At 71.9% G+C, this 15635-nt stretch carries 15 protein-coding genes; 6 read left to right on the top strand and 9 right to left on the bottom strand.

Annotated features, from left to right (window positions below; genetic code table 11):
* Positions 1–98: 98 nt before the first annotated feature.
* The 3 genes from IG08_RS0128260 (at position 99) to IG08_RS0128250 (ending at position 2402) form a co-directional block, all read left to right on the top strand.
* On the top strand, positions 99–758 hold the full coding sequence (locus tag IG08_RS0128260; RefSeq protein ID WP_030608275.1) for a response regulator: 660 nt from the start codon (positions 99–101) through the stop codon (positions 756–758).
* A 69-nt stretch (positions 759–827) separates the two neighbouring features.
* Positions 828–1250 carry a pyridoxamine 5'-phosphate oxidase family protein gene (locus IG08_RS0128255; protein ID WP_030608272.1) on the top strand — a complete coding sequence of 141 codons (423 nt, stop codon included), beginning with the start codon at positions 828–830 and terminating at the stop codon, positions 1248–1250.
* Positions 1251–1352: 102 nt separating this feature from the next.
* Positions 1353–2402 carry a phosphotransferase gene (locus IG08_RS0128250; RefSeq protein ID WP_030608269.1) on the top strand — a complete coding sequence of 350 codons (1050 nt, stop codon included), beginning with the start codon at positions 1353–1355 and terminating at the stop codon, positions 2400–2402.
* 92 nt (positions 2403–2494) lie between these two features.
* Here the strand turns inward: IG08_RS0128250 and IG08_RS0128245 are convergent, their stop codons facing one another.
* Positions 2495–4048, bottom strand: coding sequence for a protein kinase domain-containing protein (locus IG08_RS0128245; protein WP_030608266.1), 1554 nt, complete (start codon positions 4046–4048; stop codon positions 2495–2497).
* A gap of 400 nt (positions 4049–4448) precedes the next feature.
* Positions 4449–4988, bottom strand: coding sequence for a bacterial proteasome activator family protein (locus IG08_RS0128240; RefSeq protein ID WP_030608262.1), 540 nt, complete (start codon positions 4986–4988; stop codon positions 4449–4451).
* Positions 4989–5124: 136 nt separating this feature from the next.
* Here IG08_RS0128240 and IG08_RS57480 point away from each other — a divergent pair, with 136 nt between their 5' ends.
* Positions 5125–5691: a hypothetical protein gene (locus IG08_RS57480; protein WP_078655788.1), complete on the top strand. Its 567-nt coding sequence runs from the start codon at positions 5125–5127 to the stop codon at positions 5689–5691.
* Between the two features lie 3 nt (positions 5692–5694).
* Here the strand turns inward: IG08_RS57480 and IG08_RS0128230 are convergent, their stop codons facing one another.
* Entirely contained in the window at positions 5695–6675 is a 981-nt protein-coding gene (locus IG08_RS0128230; RefSeq protein WP_030608257.1) for an NAD(P)H-quinone oxidoreductase, read from the bottom strand.
* A gap of 204 nt (positions 6676–6879) precedes the next feature.
* Here IG08_RS0128230 and IG08_RS0128225 point away from each other — a divergent pair, with 204 nt between their 5' ends.
* Positions 6880–7881, top strand: a complete 1002-nt coding sequence (locus IG08_RS0128225) for an ATP-binding cassette domain-containing protein (RefSeq protein WP_030608255.1) — start codon at positions 6880–6882, stop codon at positions 7879–7881.
* Positions 7878–8726 carry an ABC transporter permease gene (locus tag IG08_RS0128220; protein WP_030608254.1) on the top strand — a complete coding sequence of 283 codons (849 nt, stop codon included), beginning with the start codon at positions 7878–7880 and terminating at the stop codon, positions 8724–8726. Before IG08_RS0128225 ends, IG08_RS0128220 begins: the two co-directional genes overlap by 4 nt.
* Here IG08_RS0128220 and IG08_RS0128215 read toward each other — a convergent pair whose 3' ends face one another.
* The 6 genes from IG08_RS0128215 to pdhA form a co-directional block, all read right to left on the bottom strand.
* On the bottom strand, positions 8727–9824 hold the full coding sequence (locus IG08_RS0128215; protein ID WP_030608252.1) for a potassium channel family protein: 1098 nt from the start codon (positions 9822–9824) through the stop codon (positions 8727–8729).
* The gene (locus tag IG08_RS0128210) at positions 9821–11197 is read right to left on the bottom strand and encodes a molybdopterin molybdotransferase MoeA (RefSeq protein WP_030608250.1); all 1377 of its coding nucleotides are present in this window, start codon (positions 11195–11197) and stop codon (positions 9821–9823) included. The genes IG08_RS0128215 and IG08_RS0128210 overlap by 4 nt, the downstream gene beginning before the upstream one ends.
* On the bottom strand, positions 11194–12069 hold the full coding sequence (locus tag IG08_RS0128205) for an NTP transferase domain-containing protein (RefSeq protein WP_030608247.1): 876 nt from the start codon (positions 12067–12069) through the stop codon (positions 11194–11196). Before IG08_RS0128205 ends, IG08_RS0128210 begins: the two co-directional genes overlap by 4 nt.
* Before the next feature lie 72 nt (positions 12070–12141).
* Positions 12142–13470 carry a dihydrolipoamide acetyltransferase family protein gene (locus tag IG08_RS0128200; RefSeq protein WP_030608245.1) on the bottom strand — a complete coding sequence of 443 codons (1329 nt, stop codon included), beginning with the start codon at positions 13468–13470 and terminating at the stop codon, positions 12142–12144.
* On the bottom strand, positions 13470–14474 hold the full coding sequence (locus IG08_RS0128195) for an alpha-ketoacid dehydrogenase subunit beta (protein WP_030608243.1): 1005 nt from the start codon (positions 14472–14474) through the stop codon (positions 13470–13472). Before IG08_RS0128195 ends, IG08_RS0128200 begins: the two co-directional genes overlap by 1 nt.
* Complete coding sequence (pdhA, locus tag IG08_RS0128190) at positions 14471–15610, bottom strand: pyruvate dehydrogenase (acetyl-transferring) E1 component subunit alpha (RefSeq protein WP_030608242.1); 1140 nt, start codon at positions 15608–15610, stop codon at positions 14471–14473. The genes IG08_RS0128195 and pdhA overlap by 4 nt, the downstream gene beginning before the upstream one ends.
* Positions 15611–15635 lie beyond the last annotated feature (25 nt).

The raw sequence follows: 15635 nt of genomic DNA, 5'->3' as shown, positions 1-15635 counted from the left end.
TGCAGGGGGCCGGAACAACGGCACGTTATATCGGTGACCCAGGTCACGGGAAGAGCCCACCCGGAGCAGGTCCGTGGAGCTTGTGTGAGACTGACCTCGTGCGCGAAGAAGGAAAAATCAGGGTATTTCTCCTCGACGACCACGAGGTCGTCCGGCGCGGTGTCCATGAACTCCTGTCGGTCGAGGCGGACATCGAGGTCGTCGGCGAGGCCGGCACGGCGGCCGAAGCGCTGGCGCGGATCCCGGCCACCCGGCCCGACGTCGCGGTGCTCGACGTACGGCTGCCGGACGGCAGCGGCGTCGAGGTGTGCCGCGAGATCCGCTCCGGGGACGAGTCGGTGAAGTGCCTGATGCTGACCTCGTTCGCCGACGACGAGGCCCTCTTCGACGCGATCATGGCGGGCGCCTCCGGGTACGTCCTCAAGGCGATCCGCGGCAACGAACTGCTGGATGCCGTCCGGGACGTCGCCGCCGGCAAGTCCCTGCTCGACCCGGTGGCCACCGCGCGCGTGCTCGAGCGGTTGCGCGACGGCGGCACCGCCAGGTCCGACGACAAGCTCGCGCACCTCACCGACCAGGAGCGCAGGATCCTCGACCTGATCGGCGAGGGGCTCACCAACCGCCAGATCGGTGAGCGGCTGCACCTCGCCGAGAAGACGATCAAGAACTATGTCTCGAGTTTGCTTTCCAAACTCGGTATGCAGAGGCGCTCCCAGGCGGCCGCGTACGTGGCGCGGATGCAGGCGGAGAAACACTGAGGCGTCACCGAGCGCATTAGGGACCTATGTCCCTGTTGTCGCTGCTGCCCCTCCGCGCACAGTGAGTACATGCCCTCCGCCGAACAGCTCGCCGTCGACCTGCTCGCCCGTACCGACTACGGCCGGGTCGCCACCAGCATGCGCGCCCTGCCCTTTCTCGCCTTCGCCCGCCACATCGTGGTGGACGGCCGGCTCCTGATCCGGATGCCGGGGAGCGTCGGTTACCACCGGGCGTGCGTCGGCGGCGTGGTCGCGTACGGCTCCGACAACCTGAGCTTCGCCCGCCCGGGGGAGGGCCTGTGGTCGGTGCAGGTCGTGGGCGAGTGCGCGGCGTACGACCCCACCGCCGCCGAGATCGAGCGCTTCGGCCCCGCTCCCCGCTCCGTGGACGGCGAGCCGTACGAGCCCGTCTATCTGGCCGTCGAGCCCCAGTTCGGGACCGTGCACTCGACGGACGGCGCCCTGGAACGCCACTTCGAGCACATGCCGTGACCGAAAGAGACTGTCAGCGACTGTCTGTGACAACGCCCAGCTCACAGGCCCGGATCGTGCCCTAGCATCTGGCGCGTGCCGCGCCCATGTGTACCACCCCTCATGCCTCACGCGCCCCCGTTGGGCGCCCTCCTCCGCCAGTACGCCGCCGGTTCCGCCCTCGCCTGCGAACCCGTCGACCAGGGGCTGCTCAACCGCGGCTACCGGCTCTGTACGACCCGCGGCCGCTACTTCCTCAAGCACCACTTCGACCCGGAGACCGCCGACCCGGCCGCGATCGCCCGCCAGCACCGGGCCACCCAGCGCCTGGCCGACCTGGGCGTCCCGGTGGCGCCGCCGCTCACCGGCCACGACGGGCGCACGGTGGCGGTCGTCGGCGGTCACGCGTACGCCCTGCACCCGTGGATCGAGGGGCGGCACCGCCACGGCGGCCAGCTCACCGCCGGCCAGTGCGGGCGGCTCGGAGCGCTGCTGGGGGTGGTGCATGCGAGCCTGGAGCGCGTGATGCCGGCGCACGCGCGGGCGCGCACCCAACCCGCCGGGGGCGCCGCCCCCGCCGACGGAAGCGCCGACCCCGCCGACACCTTCGCCCTCATCGACGACCTCCTCGCGCGCGTACGCCGCCACCGCCCCGCCGACTCCTTCGACGAACTGGCCCGCCACCGCCTCCTGGAGCGGCGCGCACTGCTGGAACAGCACGCCGGCCGGCGGCCTCCGCACGGCGGCTCGGTGGGCTGGGTGCACGGCGACTTCCACCCGTTCAACCTGCTCTACAAGGGCGACGCGCCCGCCGCGATCGTCGACTGGGACCGGCTCGGCGTGAAGCCCCGCGCGGAGGAGGCCGTACGCGCCGCCGCGATCTTCTTCGTACGGCCCGCGGGGGCGCTCGACCTGCCGAAGGTGCGGGCGTACGCGCGCGCGTACCGGCGCGCGGCCGGGGCCACGCCCTCCCAGCTCGCGGCGGCCGTGCACCGCGTGTGGTGGGAGCGCCTCAACGACTTCTGGATGCTGCGCTGGCACTACGAGCGCGGCGACACCCGCGCGGACCCGCAGTTCCCGGCGGCCTCGGCGCTCGCGGTGTGGTGGACGCGGGAGTACGACGCGGTGTGCGACGCGTTCGCCGCCGGACATGAAGACCGGCACGGCGACTGACACGGCGGCCGGCACAGGAGCCCGGCAAGCGCGCGTGGAGCCCGTTCCCGGGTCCCACGCGCGCGTGCGGAGTGTGCGTCAGTGGAGGCTGATCAGCCTTCGCCGCCTTCGGTGTCGCCCCCGGCGGTGTCCGTCGGCTCGGCCGTCTCCGTGGGCTGCGTCGCCGTCTCGGTCGGCTCGGCCGTCTCCGTCGGCTCAGTCGCCGTCTCGGACGGCTGCGTCGCCGTGGGCGAAGGCGTGTAGGACTGCGTGTACGAAGGCGTGTACGACGGCGTGTAGCTGGAGCCGCCGGAACTCGTGCCGTCGTCCGTGGACGTGTCGGTGGCCTCGTCCGTCGCCTCGTCGCTCGGCGTCTCGCTGGCCGTCTCGTCGTCGGTGGTCTGCGAGGCGGTCGGCGACGTCGTGGTGCCGTTGCCGCCACCGCCCCCGTCACCGCCGTTGAGCGCAAGCGCGACGCCCGCGGCAATGGCGACCACCGCGAGCACGGCGAGGATCCAGAGCTTGCCGCGGCCGCTGCCCTTGTTGCCGTTCCCCTCGAAGCCGCCGTCGTCCCCGCCGCCGTAGCCGGAGGGCAGGATGGGCCGGGGGATCTGGGCGGTGCCGGAGGGGTCGCCGGTCTGGCGCAGCACGGTCGTGCTCGCGAAGCCTCCCGCCGGGGTCTGCCGGCCGTCGTGCGCGTTCACCGGGCCGGTGTTCCAGGTGCCGGTGTGACTGCCCTGGTCGTACAGCATCTGCAGGCCGTACTGGATCAGCCCGCGCATCTCCTCGGCCGTCTGGAAGCGGTCGTCCGGCTCCTTGGCGAGCGAGCGCATGACGAGCCCGTCGAGCTCCGGCGGCGAGGCGTCGGAGAACTCCGACGGCGGCGTCGGGATGTCCTGGACGTGCTGGTAGACCACGGACAGCGGGGTCTCGCCGGTGAACGGGGGCCGCAGGGCGAGGAGTTCGTAGAGCAGGCAGCCCGTCGCGTACAGGTCGGAGCGGTGATCGACCGCCTTGCCGAGCGCCTGCTCCGGGGAGAGGTACTGCGGGGTGCCCATGACCATGCCGGTCTGCGTCATCGTCGACTGGGCGCCGTGCAGCGCGCGGGCGATGCCGAAGTCCATGACCTTGACGGCGCCGTTGTGCGTGATGATGACGTTCGCCGGCTTGATGTCGCGGTGCACGATGCCGTGCTGGTGCGAGTAGGCGAGCGCCTCCAGCACACCGGAGACGATGATCAGGGCCTGCTCGGGGCCGGGCGCCTCGGCGTTGAGGAGGAGGTCGCGGATCGTGCGCCCCTCGACGATCTCCATGACGATGTACGGCACGGACTGACCGCCGACGAAGTCCTCGCCGGAGTCGTACACGGCGACGATCGCGTGGTGGTTGAGGCCGGCCACGGACTGGGCCTCGCGCGTGAAGCGGGCCTTGGAAACCGGGTCCTCGGCAAGGTCGGCGCGCAGCAGCTTGACCGCCACGGTGCGTCCGAGACGTACGTCCTCGGCCGCGAACACCTCGGCCATGCCGCCCCGGCCGAGTCTGCGTGTCAGTCGATATCGGCCGTCGCCGACCAGCCCGCCGTTACCCCACAATTCCGGCGCATCTGACATCCCGCCGCCAGTCGCCTCGGGGTCGGACGGGCCCTGAGCGCGCTGCTGCTGTGCCATCAGTCCTCGCCGTCGTTTCTGCCCGCGGTGCGCGCGGTGTTGTTACGGTCTCCGTCGGCCACGCTACAGCCTCCGCGCAAGCCACCGGTCCGGGATGAGCCCGGGGACCGGACCGAGACGGACCGGTCATCAAACCTGTATTACGTGCCGGCGTGCAAATCCTGTGTACCGGCCGTAGGGCACCTGTAACGCTTGCGCGACGCTTCTTTCGCTTACGGCCACGGAACGGGCACCGAGCTTGACGTGTCCGTGCCCTGAGGTCGGCTCGGCCGGCGGCGGGCCGTGGCCAAGGTCACGCACACCGACTTCGCACTGAAGCCGCACAAGAACCCGAACGAGTAGAACGAGTAAAGGGCCCGGCATCCGAAGCTGCCGGGCCCTTCGTGCGTGTGTGAGGGGTTTACAGGTACGGGCCGCCAGAGCGGCCGCCCGCGCGCGGGTCGTCGCCCTCGTGGCCGCCGACGCCCGGCGGGAGCGCGCGGCGCATCTGCTCCAGCTGGGCCCGCGCGGCCATCTGCTGGGCGAACAGCGTGGTCTGGATCCCGTGGAAGAGACCCTCCAGCCAGCCGACCAACTGGGCCTGGGCGATGCGCAGTTCCGCGTCGCTCGGGATCCCGTCGTCCGTGAAGGGCAGGGAGAGCCGCTCCAGCTCCTCGACGAGGTCGGGGGCCAGGCCGTCCTCCAGCTCCTTCACCGAGCTGGCGTGGATCTCCTTGAGCCGGACCCGGCTCGCCTCGTCCAGGGGAGCGGCGCGGACCTCTTCGAGCAGCTGCTTGATCATGCTTCCGATCCGCATGACCTTCGCCGGCTGCTCGACCATCTCCGTCACCGGAATCTCGCGGGAGTCCTCGTCGCCTCCGCCGCCGAGGGCCATCCCGTCCTGGCCCACGACCAGGATCTGGGGGTTCTCCGGCGACCGTTCGTTCCTCGGCATCTCCATGCCGCCATTCTCTCGCACCCGTACACCTCACCACCCTGGTGCCCCCGGTGGAGGGTGATCCACCGTTTACAGAGCGGATCGACTGTCCAGCGGAGTCCGGAATGCCGGGTGAGCTACCTGATGCCAGGCTTGTTCCGTGACTCCATGGCTGCGGGCGACGGGACTGCTGATCGTGGTGGGGGCGGCGGCGGTGGTTTCTCCCTACGGAGCTCAGCAGGCGTACGGCGTCGAGTCGTCGCCGAGTGCCACCGCGAGCGCGTCGGCCACCCCCTCCGGTACCCCGTCGGAGCCGATGCCGGCGCACGGGCCGCTGCGTGCCTCCCCTTCAGCCTCCGTCGCGCCTTCCCCCTCCGGCTCCCGGGCCGGGAGCCGGGCGGGGGAAGGCCGGGAGCGGCCGGGACGGCGGGTGGAGCCGGTGGATCCCGCGAGGTCTGCCGACCCGGAAGCGGAGACGCCACCGAACGACGCGGGTGCCGCCGACACCGACGAGGCCACCGACGGCGCGCGGGACAGTGCCACAGAGGCCGCCGCCGATGCCGCAGCGGATGAGCCGCAGAAAACCGGGCCGTCCGCGCACCCCGTGGGGCAGGCCGAGGCACCCTCCCGGCCCCGGCTGCAGATCCTGCCCCTCGGCAGCGGCCTGGTGCTCGTCGGGCTCGGCCTGGGGCTCGCTCTCCTCGCCCTGAGGGTGCGGCGCGGTTAGGACCTACGCCGTGACCAGCAGGACCTTGCCGATGTGGCCGCTCTCCTCCACGACCCGGTGCGCGGCGGCCGCGTCACTGATCGGCACCTCGCGGTCGACGACCGGGCGGATGTGACCGGCGTCGAGGAGGGGCCAGACGTGCTCGCGTACGGCCGCCACGATCGCCGTCTTCTCCTCGATCGGGCGGGCGCGCAGCGAGGTCGCGCTGATCGCGGCCCGCTTGTTCATGAGTGCGGCGATGTTCAGCTCGCCCTTGATGCCGCCCTGCATGCCGATGATCGCGAGCCGGCCGTTGACGGCGAGGGCCTGGACGTTGCGGTCCAGGTACTTGGCGCCCATGTTGTCGAGGATGACGTCGGCGCCGGCTCCGTCGGTGGCCTTCTTGATCTCCTCGACGAAGTCCTGCTCGCGGTAGTTGACCAGGATGTCGGCGCCCAGTTCGGCGCACCGGTCCAGCTTCCCCTGCGTGCCCGCCGTGACGGCGACCTTCGCGCCGACGGCCTTCGCGAGCTGGATCGCCATCGTGCCGATGCCGCTGGAGCCGCCGTGCACGAGCAGCGTCTCGCCGGGGCGCAGGTGGGAGATCATGAAGACGTTCGACCAGACCGTGCAGACCACCTCGGGCAGCGCCGCGGCCTGCGTGAGGCCGACGCCCTTGGGCACGGGCAGCAGCTGGCCCGCCGGTACGGCGACCTTCTCGGCGTAGCCACCGCCCGCGAGCAGCGCGCACACCTCGTCGCCGACGGACCAGCCGGAGACGCCGGTGCCGAGCGCGACGATCCGCCCGGAGCACTCCAGGCCGGGGTAGGGGGACGCCCCCGGCGGCGGGTTGTAGAAGCCCTGCCGCTGCAGGATGTCGGCCCGGTTGACGGCACTGGCCGCCACCTCGACCAGGACCTCGCCCTCGCCGGGCACGGGATCCGGGACTTCACTCCAGACCAGCGCCTCGGGCCCACCAGGTTCGGGAATCGTGATCGCATGCATGGCGGCGACGCTACTCCCCGCCCATCGTGACTGGCGCTGCCCGCACCCACTCAGGGGCGCGGGGAACTGCGCGACCAGCCCCCACCGGCCCGCAGCCGCCCTGCAACAGGTCCCCTCCGAAAATCACTGTGCAGGACCGATGAGTTTGAGCGACGGTAAAGGTCTCCCCATGCGTAACCCAAGTACGCGGAAGGAAACCCCACCATGAGCCAGCACCCGTCAGCCGTGGCCATCGAGACCGCAGGCCTGGTGAAGACCTTCGGCGATACGAGGGCCGTCGACGGAGTCGACCTCGCCGTGCCGGCCGGCACGGTCTACGGCCTCCTCGGCCCGAACGGCGCCGGCAAGACAACCACAGTGAGGATGCTCGCCACCCTCCTGCGTCCTGACGGCGGCCAGGCGCACGTCTTCGGCCACGACGTCGTCCGCGAGGCCGACGAGGTCCGCGGCCGGGTCAGCCTCACCGGCCAGTACGCCTCCGTGGACGAGGACCTCACCGGCACCGAGAACCTGGTCCTGCTGGGCCGGCTCCTCGGCCACGACAAGAGGGCCGCGCGGGAGCGCTCCGGGCAGCTACTGGACGCCTTCGGGCTCACGGAAGCGGCCGGAAAGCAGGTCAAGCACTACTCCGGCGGCATGCGGCGCCGCATCGACATCGCCGCGTCCATCCTCAACACCCCCGAGCTGCTCTTCCTCGACGAGCCGACGACCGGCCTCGACCCGCGCAGCCGCAACCAGGTCTGGGACATCGTGCGCGCGGTGGTCGCCCAGGGCACGACCGTGCTGCTGACCACGCAGTACCTCGACGAGGCCGACCAGCTGGCGTCCCGGATCGCCGTCATCGACCACGGCAGGGTGATCGCCGAGGGGACCAAGGGCGAGCTCAAGGCGTCCGTCGGCGCCGGCTCCGTACACCTGCGGCTGCGGGACGCACAGCAGCGGCCCGAGGCGGCGGAGGTGCTACGGCGGACCCTGGACGTGCAGGTGCAGCTGGAGCCCGATCCGGTGGCCCTGACAGCGCGCGTCGGCGGCGGCGCCGCGAACGGTCAGGGGGCGGCCGAGCAGGCGGCCCGCGCGCTCGCCGAGCTGGCCCGGGGCGGCGTCGTAGTGGACAACTTCTCCCTCGGCCAGCCCAGCCTGGACGAGGTGTTCCTCGCCCTCACCGGACACGACACCCACGAGCCCAAGGACGAGGTGGCGGCATGAGCACCGCGACAACGACCGAGACCCAGGACCTCGCCCCCGTCAGCGCCGAGTCCCTCGCCGCGTTGCTCGTCGCCGGGGAACGGCCGCCACGGCCCAGCGCGCTGTCGGCCTCGCTGACCTTCGGCTGGCGGGCGATCCTCAAGATCAAGCACGTACCGGAGCAGCTCTTCGACGTCACCGCGTTCCCGATCATGATGGTGCTGATGTACACGTACCTGTTCGGGGGTGCCCTGGCCGGGTCCCCGAAGGAGTACATCCAGTTCCTGCTGCCGGGCATCATGGTGATGTCGGTGGTGATGATCACGATGTACACGGGCGTCTCGGTGAACACCGACATCGAGAAGGGCGTCTTCGACCGCTTCCGTACGCTGCCGATCTGGCGGCCCTCGGTGATGGTCGGCTATCTGCTCGGCGACGCCCTGCGCTACACGATCGCGTCCGTCGTGATGCTCACCGTCGGCGTGATCCTCGGCTACCGCCCGGACGGCGGGTTCGGCGGTGTGGTCGCCGGGATCGCGCTGCTGATCGTCTTCTCGTTCGCGTTCTCGTGGATCTGGACGATGTTCGGGCTGCTGCTGCGCACCGAGAAGTCGGTGATGGGCGTCAGCATGATGGTGATGTTCCCGCTGACCTTCCTGTCCAACATCTTCGTCGACCCGACGACCATGCCGGGCTGGCTGCAGGCCTTCGTCAACAACAGCCCGATCACCCACCTGTCCTCGGCGGTCCGCGAGCTGATGGCGGGCGCCTGGCCGACCGACGAGATCGCCTGGTCGCTGGGCTGGGCGGGCCTGTTCATCGCGATCTTCGGACCGGTCACGATGCGGCTGTACAACCGCAAGTAGTCAGCTCGAGGGAATCGGGCGGACGTCGGGCGCGATCTGCGAGCCCGGCGTCGCCCGCACGATCGTGATCAACCGGTCCGTCAACTCCAGCGTCCCGATGGCCGGATCGTCGTATCCGAGCACCCGGTGCCCGCGTACGACGCTCACCACCAGGTCGTCCGTCTCACGCGGCCCCTTGCCCACCTCGGCCTTTATGACCGGCCGTTCGACGATGTCGAGCCCGCTGCCCTGCTGGATGAGGTCCTCCATCACCATGCCGGCCGCGGGGCTGAGCACGGACAGACCGAGGAGCCGGCCGGCCGCGCTGGCGCTGGTGATGACCGCGTCGGCGCCGGACTGCTTCAGCAGCGGCGCGTTCTCCTCCTCGCGCACCGCGGCCACGATCTTGGCGCCCTTGTTGAGCTGCCGGGCCGTCAGCGTCACCAGGACGGCCGTGTCGTCGCGCTGGGTCGCGATGATGATCTTCCGGGCTTTGTGGACCTCGGCCCGCTTGAGTACCTCGCTGCGCGTCGCGTCCCCGACGATCCCCGCATAGCCGTCGGCCGTGGCTGCCTCGATCACCTTGGCGCTGGGGTCGACCACCACGACCTGTTCCTTCTTCAGCCCGGTCGCACAGACGGTCTGGATCGCCGAGCGCCCCTTCGTACCGAAGCCGACGACGACGGTGTGGTCGCGCAAGGTGGACCTCCAGCGGTTCAGGCGCCATTCCTCCCGGGTGCGTTCGGTGAGGACCTCGAGCGTGGTGCCGACCAGGATGATCAGGAACATCACACGCAGGGGCGTGACGACGAAGATGTTGACGAGCCGGGCGGCATCACTGACCGGCGTGATGTCGCCGTAGCCGGTGGTCGAGAGGGTGACGGTCGCGTAGTAGAAGGAGTCGAGCAGGTCGACGGAGCCGTCGGAGTTGTCGTTGTAGCCGTCGTGGTCGAAGTAGACGATCAGGGCGGTGGCGACCAGCACCAGCAGAGCCATGATGACCCGCTTGGCCACCTGCCGGAACGGGTGCTCCACCACCTTCCTCGGGAGCTTCACCCGATGGGTCACGAGATGCTCGTCCGCCTGGCGGGCGATCGCGTCATGGCCCGGAAGTTTCACGTGAAACACACCCCGATTCCGGCGGACGCCCAGGGCAGGTCGAGGAGTTCGAGCTCCTGACCCGGACGGGCCCCACCGGGCGGTACGACGGCCAGCGCGTCCGCCGCCGCGATACCGCGCAGCATGGCGGGGCCGTTGTAGTGCAGCGGAACGGCGCTGTCGCCGCGCAGGACGACGGGGATGAGCCGGGTGTCGTACGGATGCCCGTGCGCCTCGCCTCTCAGGGGCAGGGTGTACGGCTCCGGGGCCGGGCGTGCGGCGAGGGTGCGCAGCAGCGGTTCGGCGAGCGTGAGCAGGCCGGAGACGGCGGCGAGGGGGTTGCCCGGCAGGCCGACCAGGTGCTGGTTCTCCTTGGTGCGGGCCAGCAGCATCGGGTGGCCGGGGCGCACCTTGACGCCGTTGACCAGGAGCTCGGCGCCGATGCGCTGGAGCGTGGGGTGGACGTGGTCGACGGGGCCGGCCGCGGTGCCGCCGGTGGTGACGACGAGGTCGGCGTCGGATGCGGTGATGGCCTTGTGCAGCGCCTTGGCGTCGTCGCCGAGGCGGCGTACGGCGGTGATCTCGGCGCCGAGTGCGCGCAGCCAGGGCGGGAGCATCGGGCCGAGCGCGTCGCGGATCAGGCCGTCACGGGGAGTGCCCTTGGTGAGCAACTCGTCGCCCAGGACGAGGACTTCGACGCGGGGGCGGGGTACGGCGGTCAGGGTGTCGTATCCGGCGGCCGCGGCGAGGCCGAGTACTGCCGGGGTGACGAGGGTGCCGGGCGGCAGGAGCTGGTCGCCGTTGCGGCACTCCTGACCGCGCGGGCGGATGTCCTGTCCGTGCTGGACCTCCCGGGTGGCGTGCAGGCGGCCCTTGTCGTCGCTGCGGCCGTGCTCGCTGCGCAGGACGGCGGTGGTGTCCGAGGGGATCCGGGCGCCGGTGGCGATACGGACCGCCTCGCCGTCGGTGAGCGGCTCGGGCTCCGCGCGCCCGGCCAGGACACCCTCGTCGCGTACTTCCCAAGGGCCGGGGCCCGCGATCGCCCAACCGTCCATCGCCGAGGTGTCGAAGGAGGGGAGATCGGTGAGGGCGGCGAGAGGTGCGGCCAGAGTGAGGCCGAGGGCGTCCTCGATGCGTACCGAGACGAGCGCTCGGCGAGTGCCCAGGCGCATGGCACGGGCGGCTCGGGCGGCGATGGTGCGGGCCTCGGGCCAGGGGGTGGCCTTGTGGTGGGGGTCCGGCTTGGGTCCGGACTTCTGTTCCGGCTCTTGGGGGCCGGGCGCGGGCACGTGGTTGCCGGGGGTGCGGCCGTTGTCTTCCTTCACGAGCGCGAGCACTTCCTCGATGTCGAGGTCCTCGGCGTCCTCGCCGGTCCGGGTCGCCCGGGCGGTCATCCGGCGTCCGGGGCTGTGTCCGGCTTGGCGTCGGCCGTGTTCTCGTCGTTCTCGTCCGCCCAGCGGAGGGCGAGGGCGGCGGCCTTGCGGGATGCCTCGGCCACCGCCTCGGGGCCTCCCCCGGCCTGCGCGGCCGCGTAGCCGACGAGGAAGGTGGTCAGTGGTGCCGCGGGCCGGGCCACGCCGTGGGCGGCGTCGCGGGCCAGGTCGAGCAGCACGCTGATGTCGACGTCCAGGTCGATGCCCAGCTCGTCCTTGACTGCGGAAATCCATTCATCCAACACGTGCCCATGCTCCCTGATGCGTGCCCTGGCGGTGGCGATGTCGTCCCAGGTGTCGCAGTCGAAGGATGCGACGGGGTCGGGGACGCGGCTGAGATGGAGGCCGGCGGTGAGTCGGCGGAGGGGGAGGCCGGTGAGGCCGCCGTGCTCGCTTGTGAGTGCTTTGAGTCCGTGGTGCAGCACGGGCGCGCGGTACGCGGCCACCAGCGGCTGGTCGCGGCCGTCGGCATCCGTGAGCAGCACGCCGTCGGCGCCACTCTCACGCAGGACGGTCAGCAGCCGCCGTACGGTGCCCTCTTCGAGGAAGGGCAGGTCGGCGGAGAGGACCAGCACGTGCTCCGCCGAGGTGTGCCGTAGCCCGGCGTCAAGGGCGGCCACCGGGCCGCCGCCGGGCGGGTCCTCGCGGGCCCAGGTCACGGGCCGCACGGTCGGGCGGGGAGCGGCCACGACGACGGTGGTGCGCGCGTCGGCGCAGGCGGCCAGCACCCGGTCGAGCAGGGCGCGGCCGCCCACATGCACGCCGGGCTTGTCCGCACCGCCGAGCCGCCGGGCGGCACCTCCGGCGAGGACGACGGCGTCGTATGCGGTCACCCCCCGAGTATGCGTGCCGCAGCGATCACAGGGAACGCGGGGGAGCCGGTGCAATCAGGGCATCGGGCGTCATCAAAGCGTGCGCAGCAGCACCGCCGGCTGTTCCACGCAGTCCGCCACATAGCGCAGGAAGCCGCCTGCCGTGCCGCCGTCGCACACCCGGTGGTCGAAGGTGAGCGAGAGCTGCACGACCTGCCGCACCGCCAGCTCGCCCTCGTGCACCCAGGGCTTGGGGACGATGCGGCCGACGCCGAGCATGGCCGCCTCGGGGTGGTTGATGATCGGCGTGGAGCCGTCGACGCCGAACACGCCGTAGTTGTTCAACGTGAAGGTGCCGCCGGTGAGTTCCCCGGGGGTGAGGCTGCCCGTGCGGGCCGCCTCGGTCAGCCGGGCGAACTCCGCCGTCAGCGACTCCGCGTTGCACGCGTGCGCGTCCCTGACGACCGGTACGACCAGGCCCCGCTCGGTCTGCGCGGCGAACCCGAGGTGCACGGCGTCGAGCCGGACGATCTCCCTGGCCTCCATGTCGACGGTGGAGTTGAGCTCGGGGAAGCGGGCGAGGGCTGCGGTGCAGATCCTTGCCAGGAGGGCGAGCAGGGAGATCTTGACGCCCCCGGCCGCGGGCGTCTGGGGGCGTCCCCCAGAAGAGCGCTGCATGGCCGTCCGCGCCCGCATGAGCTCGGTCGCGTCGGCGTCCACCCAGCAGGTCGCGTCCGGTATCTCGCGGCGGCTGCGGGAGAGTTTGTCGGCGGCGGCGCCCCGGACGCCCTTGAGGGGGATACGGGTGCCTTCGGGGGCGGCGGTCTGCGGGAGGGCTGTCGTCGCCGGCACCGCTGCCTGTCCCTTCGCGGCGGCGGCGCGCAGCGCGTACTCGACATCCGCCCGCAGAATCAGGCCGTCGGGTCCGGAGCCGGTCAGCTCCCTCAGGTCGAGGCCGTTCTCGCGGGCGAGCCTGCGCACCAGAGGCGAGATCACGGGGACGGGACCGTCCACTGTCTCGGGTGCACTGACGTGGCCGTTCGCTCCCACAGCAGGTGCGGGTGCCACGGGTGCCGTCTGTCCCGGCCGCACCCTCCGCCTGCGCGCCGGCGCCTCCGAAGTGCCGTATCCCACGAGTACGTTCCCCGAGCCCTCGGTCGAATCGCCGGCGGCCGGCGCGCCCACCGCGACGGTGATCAGCGGTGCCCCCACCGGAAGTTCCGTGCCCTCCTCGCCGAAGCGGGCGGTGACCACACCGCCGTACGGACACGGCACGTCGACCAGCGCCTTGGCCGTCTCGACCTCGACGACCGGCTGGTCGACGGCCACGACGTCGCCGACCTCCACCAGCCAGCGGACGATCTCCGCCCCGGTGAGTCCCTCCCCGAGGTCGGGGAGCTTGAACTCCAGCACCTGTGCCATCAGCCCTCGGCCTCCCACTGCAGACGCCCCACGGCGTCCAGGATCCGGTCCACGCCGGGCAGGTGGTGACGCTCCAGCATCGGCGGCGGGTAGGGGATGTCGAACCCCGCCACGCGCAGCACCGGCGCCTCCAGGTGGTGGAAGCAGCGCTCCGTGACACGGGCCGCGATCTCCCCGCCCGGGCCGCCGAACCCGCCCGACTCGTGTACGACGACCGCCCGCCCGGTCCGCCGTACCGAGGCGGAGACCGTCTCGTCGTCGAACGGCACCAGGGAGCGCAGGTCGACGACTTCGAGGTCCCACCCCTCGTCCCGGGCCGCCTCGGCGGCTTCGAGGCAGACGGGTACGGACGGCCCGTACGTGATGAGTGTGGCGCTCCGGCCCGAGCGCCGCACCACCGCGCGGCCTATCGGTTCAACGGTCCGCGGATCGTCCGGGTTCCAGGAGTCCTTCGACCAGTACAGGCGCTTGGGCTCCAGGAAGACGACCGGGTCGTCGGAGGCGATGGCGGCGCGCAGCAGGCCGTAGGCGTCGGCGACGGTGGCGGGTGTGACGACGTGGAGCCCCGGGGTCGCCATGTAGTAGGCCTCGGAGGAGTCGCTGTGGTGCTCGACGCCGCCGATGCCGCCGCCGTAGGGGACGCGGATGGTCAGGGGGAGGGACATCGCGCCGTGCGTGCGGTTGCGCATCCGCGAGACGTGGCTGATCAGTTGCTCGAACGCCGGGTAGGCGAAGGCGTCGAACTGCATCTCCACGACCGGGCGCAGGCCGTACATCGCCATGCCGACGGCCGTGCCGAGGATGCCGGCCTCGGCGAGCGGGGTGTCGGTGCAGCGGTCCTCGCCGAACTCCTTGGCGAGCCCGTCGGTGATCCGGAAGACGCCGCCGAGGGTGCCGACGTCCTCGCCCATGACGTGCACGGTGGGGTCTTCCGCCATGGCGTCGCGCATCGCGCGCGTGAGGGCCTGCGCCATGGTGGCCGGCTTGAGGGCGACGGTGGTCATCGCTGCGCGCCTTCCTCGTGCCCGGCCGCCAGCTCGGCCCGCAACAGGTCCTGCTGTTCGCGCAGTTGCGGGGTGGGATCGGCGTACACGTGGGCGAACAGGTCCATGGGGTCGAGCACCGGGTCCTGGTTCATGCGCTCGCGCAGGTCGGCGGCCATGGTCTCGGCGGCGTCCCGCGCGGCCTGTATGCCGGCCTCGTCGAGCAGGCCGCGCTCGGTCAGCTCGTGCTCCAGGAGGGCGATCGGGTCGTGCCCGCGCCAGGTCTCGACCTCGGCGTCGCCGCGGTAGCGGGTCGCGTCGTCGGCGTTGGTGTGGGCCTCGACGCGGTACGTGACGGCCTCGATCAGCGTGGGGCCGCCGCCCTCGCGCGCGTGCCGTACTGCGCCGGAGAGGACCTCGTGCACGGCGGCCGCGTCGTTGCCGTCGACCAGGCGGCCGGGCATGCCGTAGCCGACGGCCTTGTGGGCCAGCGACGGGGCCGCGGTCTGCTTGGCGAGCGGGACGGAGATCGCGAAGCCGTTGTTCTGGACGAGGAAGACGACCGGGGCCTGCCAGACGGCGGCGAAGTTCAGCGCCTCGTGGAAGTCGCCCTCGCTGGTGCCGCCGTCGCCGACCATGGCGAGCGCGACCACGTCGTCGCCCTTGAGGCGGGCGGCGTGCGCGAGGCCGACGGCGTGCGGGAGCTGGGTGGCGAGCGGGGTGCACAGGGGGGCGACGCGGTGCTCGCGCGGGTCGTAGCCGGTGTGCCAGTCGCCGCGCAGGAGGGTCAGCGCCTGCACGGGGTCCAGGCCACGGGCGACGGCGGCGAGGGTGTCGCGGTAGCTGGGGAAGAGCCAGTCGCGGTCCTCCAGGGCGAGCGCGGCGGCGACCTCGCAGGCCTCCTGGCCGGTGCTGGAGGGGTAGACGGCGAGGCGGCCCTGCTTGGTGAGGGCGGTGGCCTGCGCGTTGTAGCGGCGGCCGCGCACCAGCTCGGCGTACAGGCGGCGCAGCAGGGCCGGGTCGGCCTGGGCGGCCGCCTCCGTGCCGAGCACGCGGTAGGGCTCCGCGTCGGGCAGCAGCGGCGCGGGGTCCGTGCGGGGCTGCCAGGCGGGCGGCGGTGATGGCCGATATGCGCCCCGCTGCTCCATGACCGTCATGACGGCACCTCCTCGTGGGAGCGGC

Origin of the sequence: Streptomyces fulvoviolaceus, assembly GCF_000718165.1 — a bacterium.
Classification (GTDB): Bacteria; Actinomycetota; Actinomycetes; order Streptomycetales; family Streptomycetaceae; genus Streptomyces; species Streptomyces fulvoviolaceus.
Note: the sequence above shows the minus strand (reverse complement) of the source record. Positions and strands in the feature narration are given on the sequence as shown.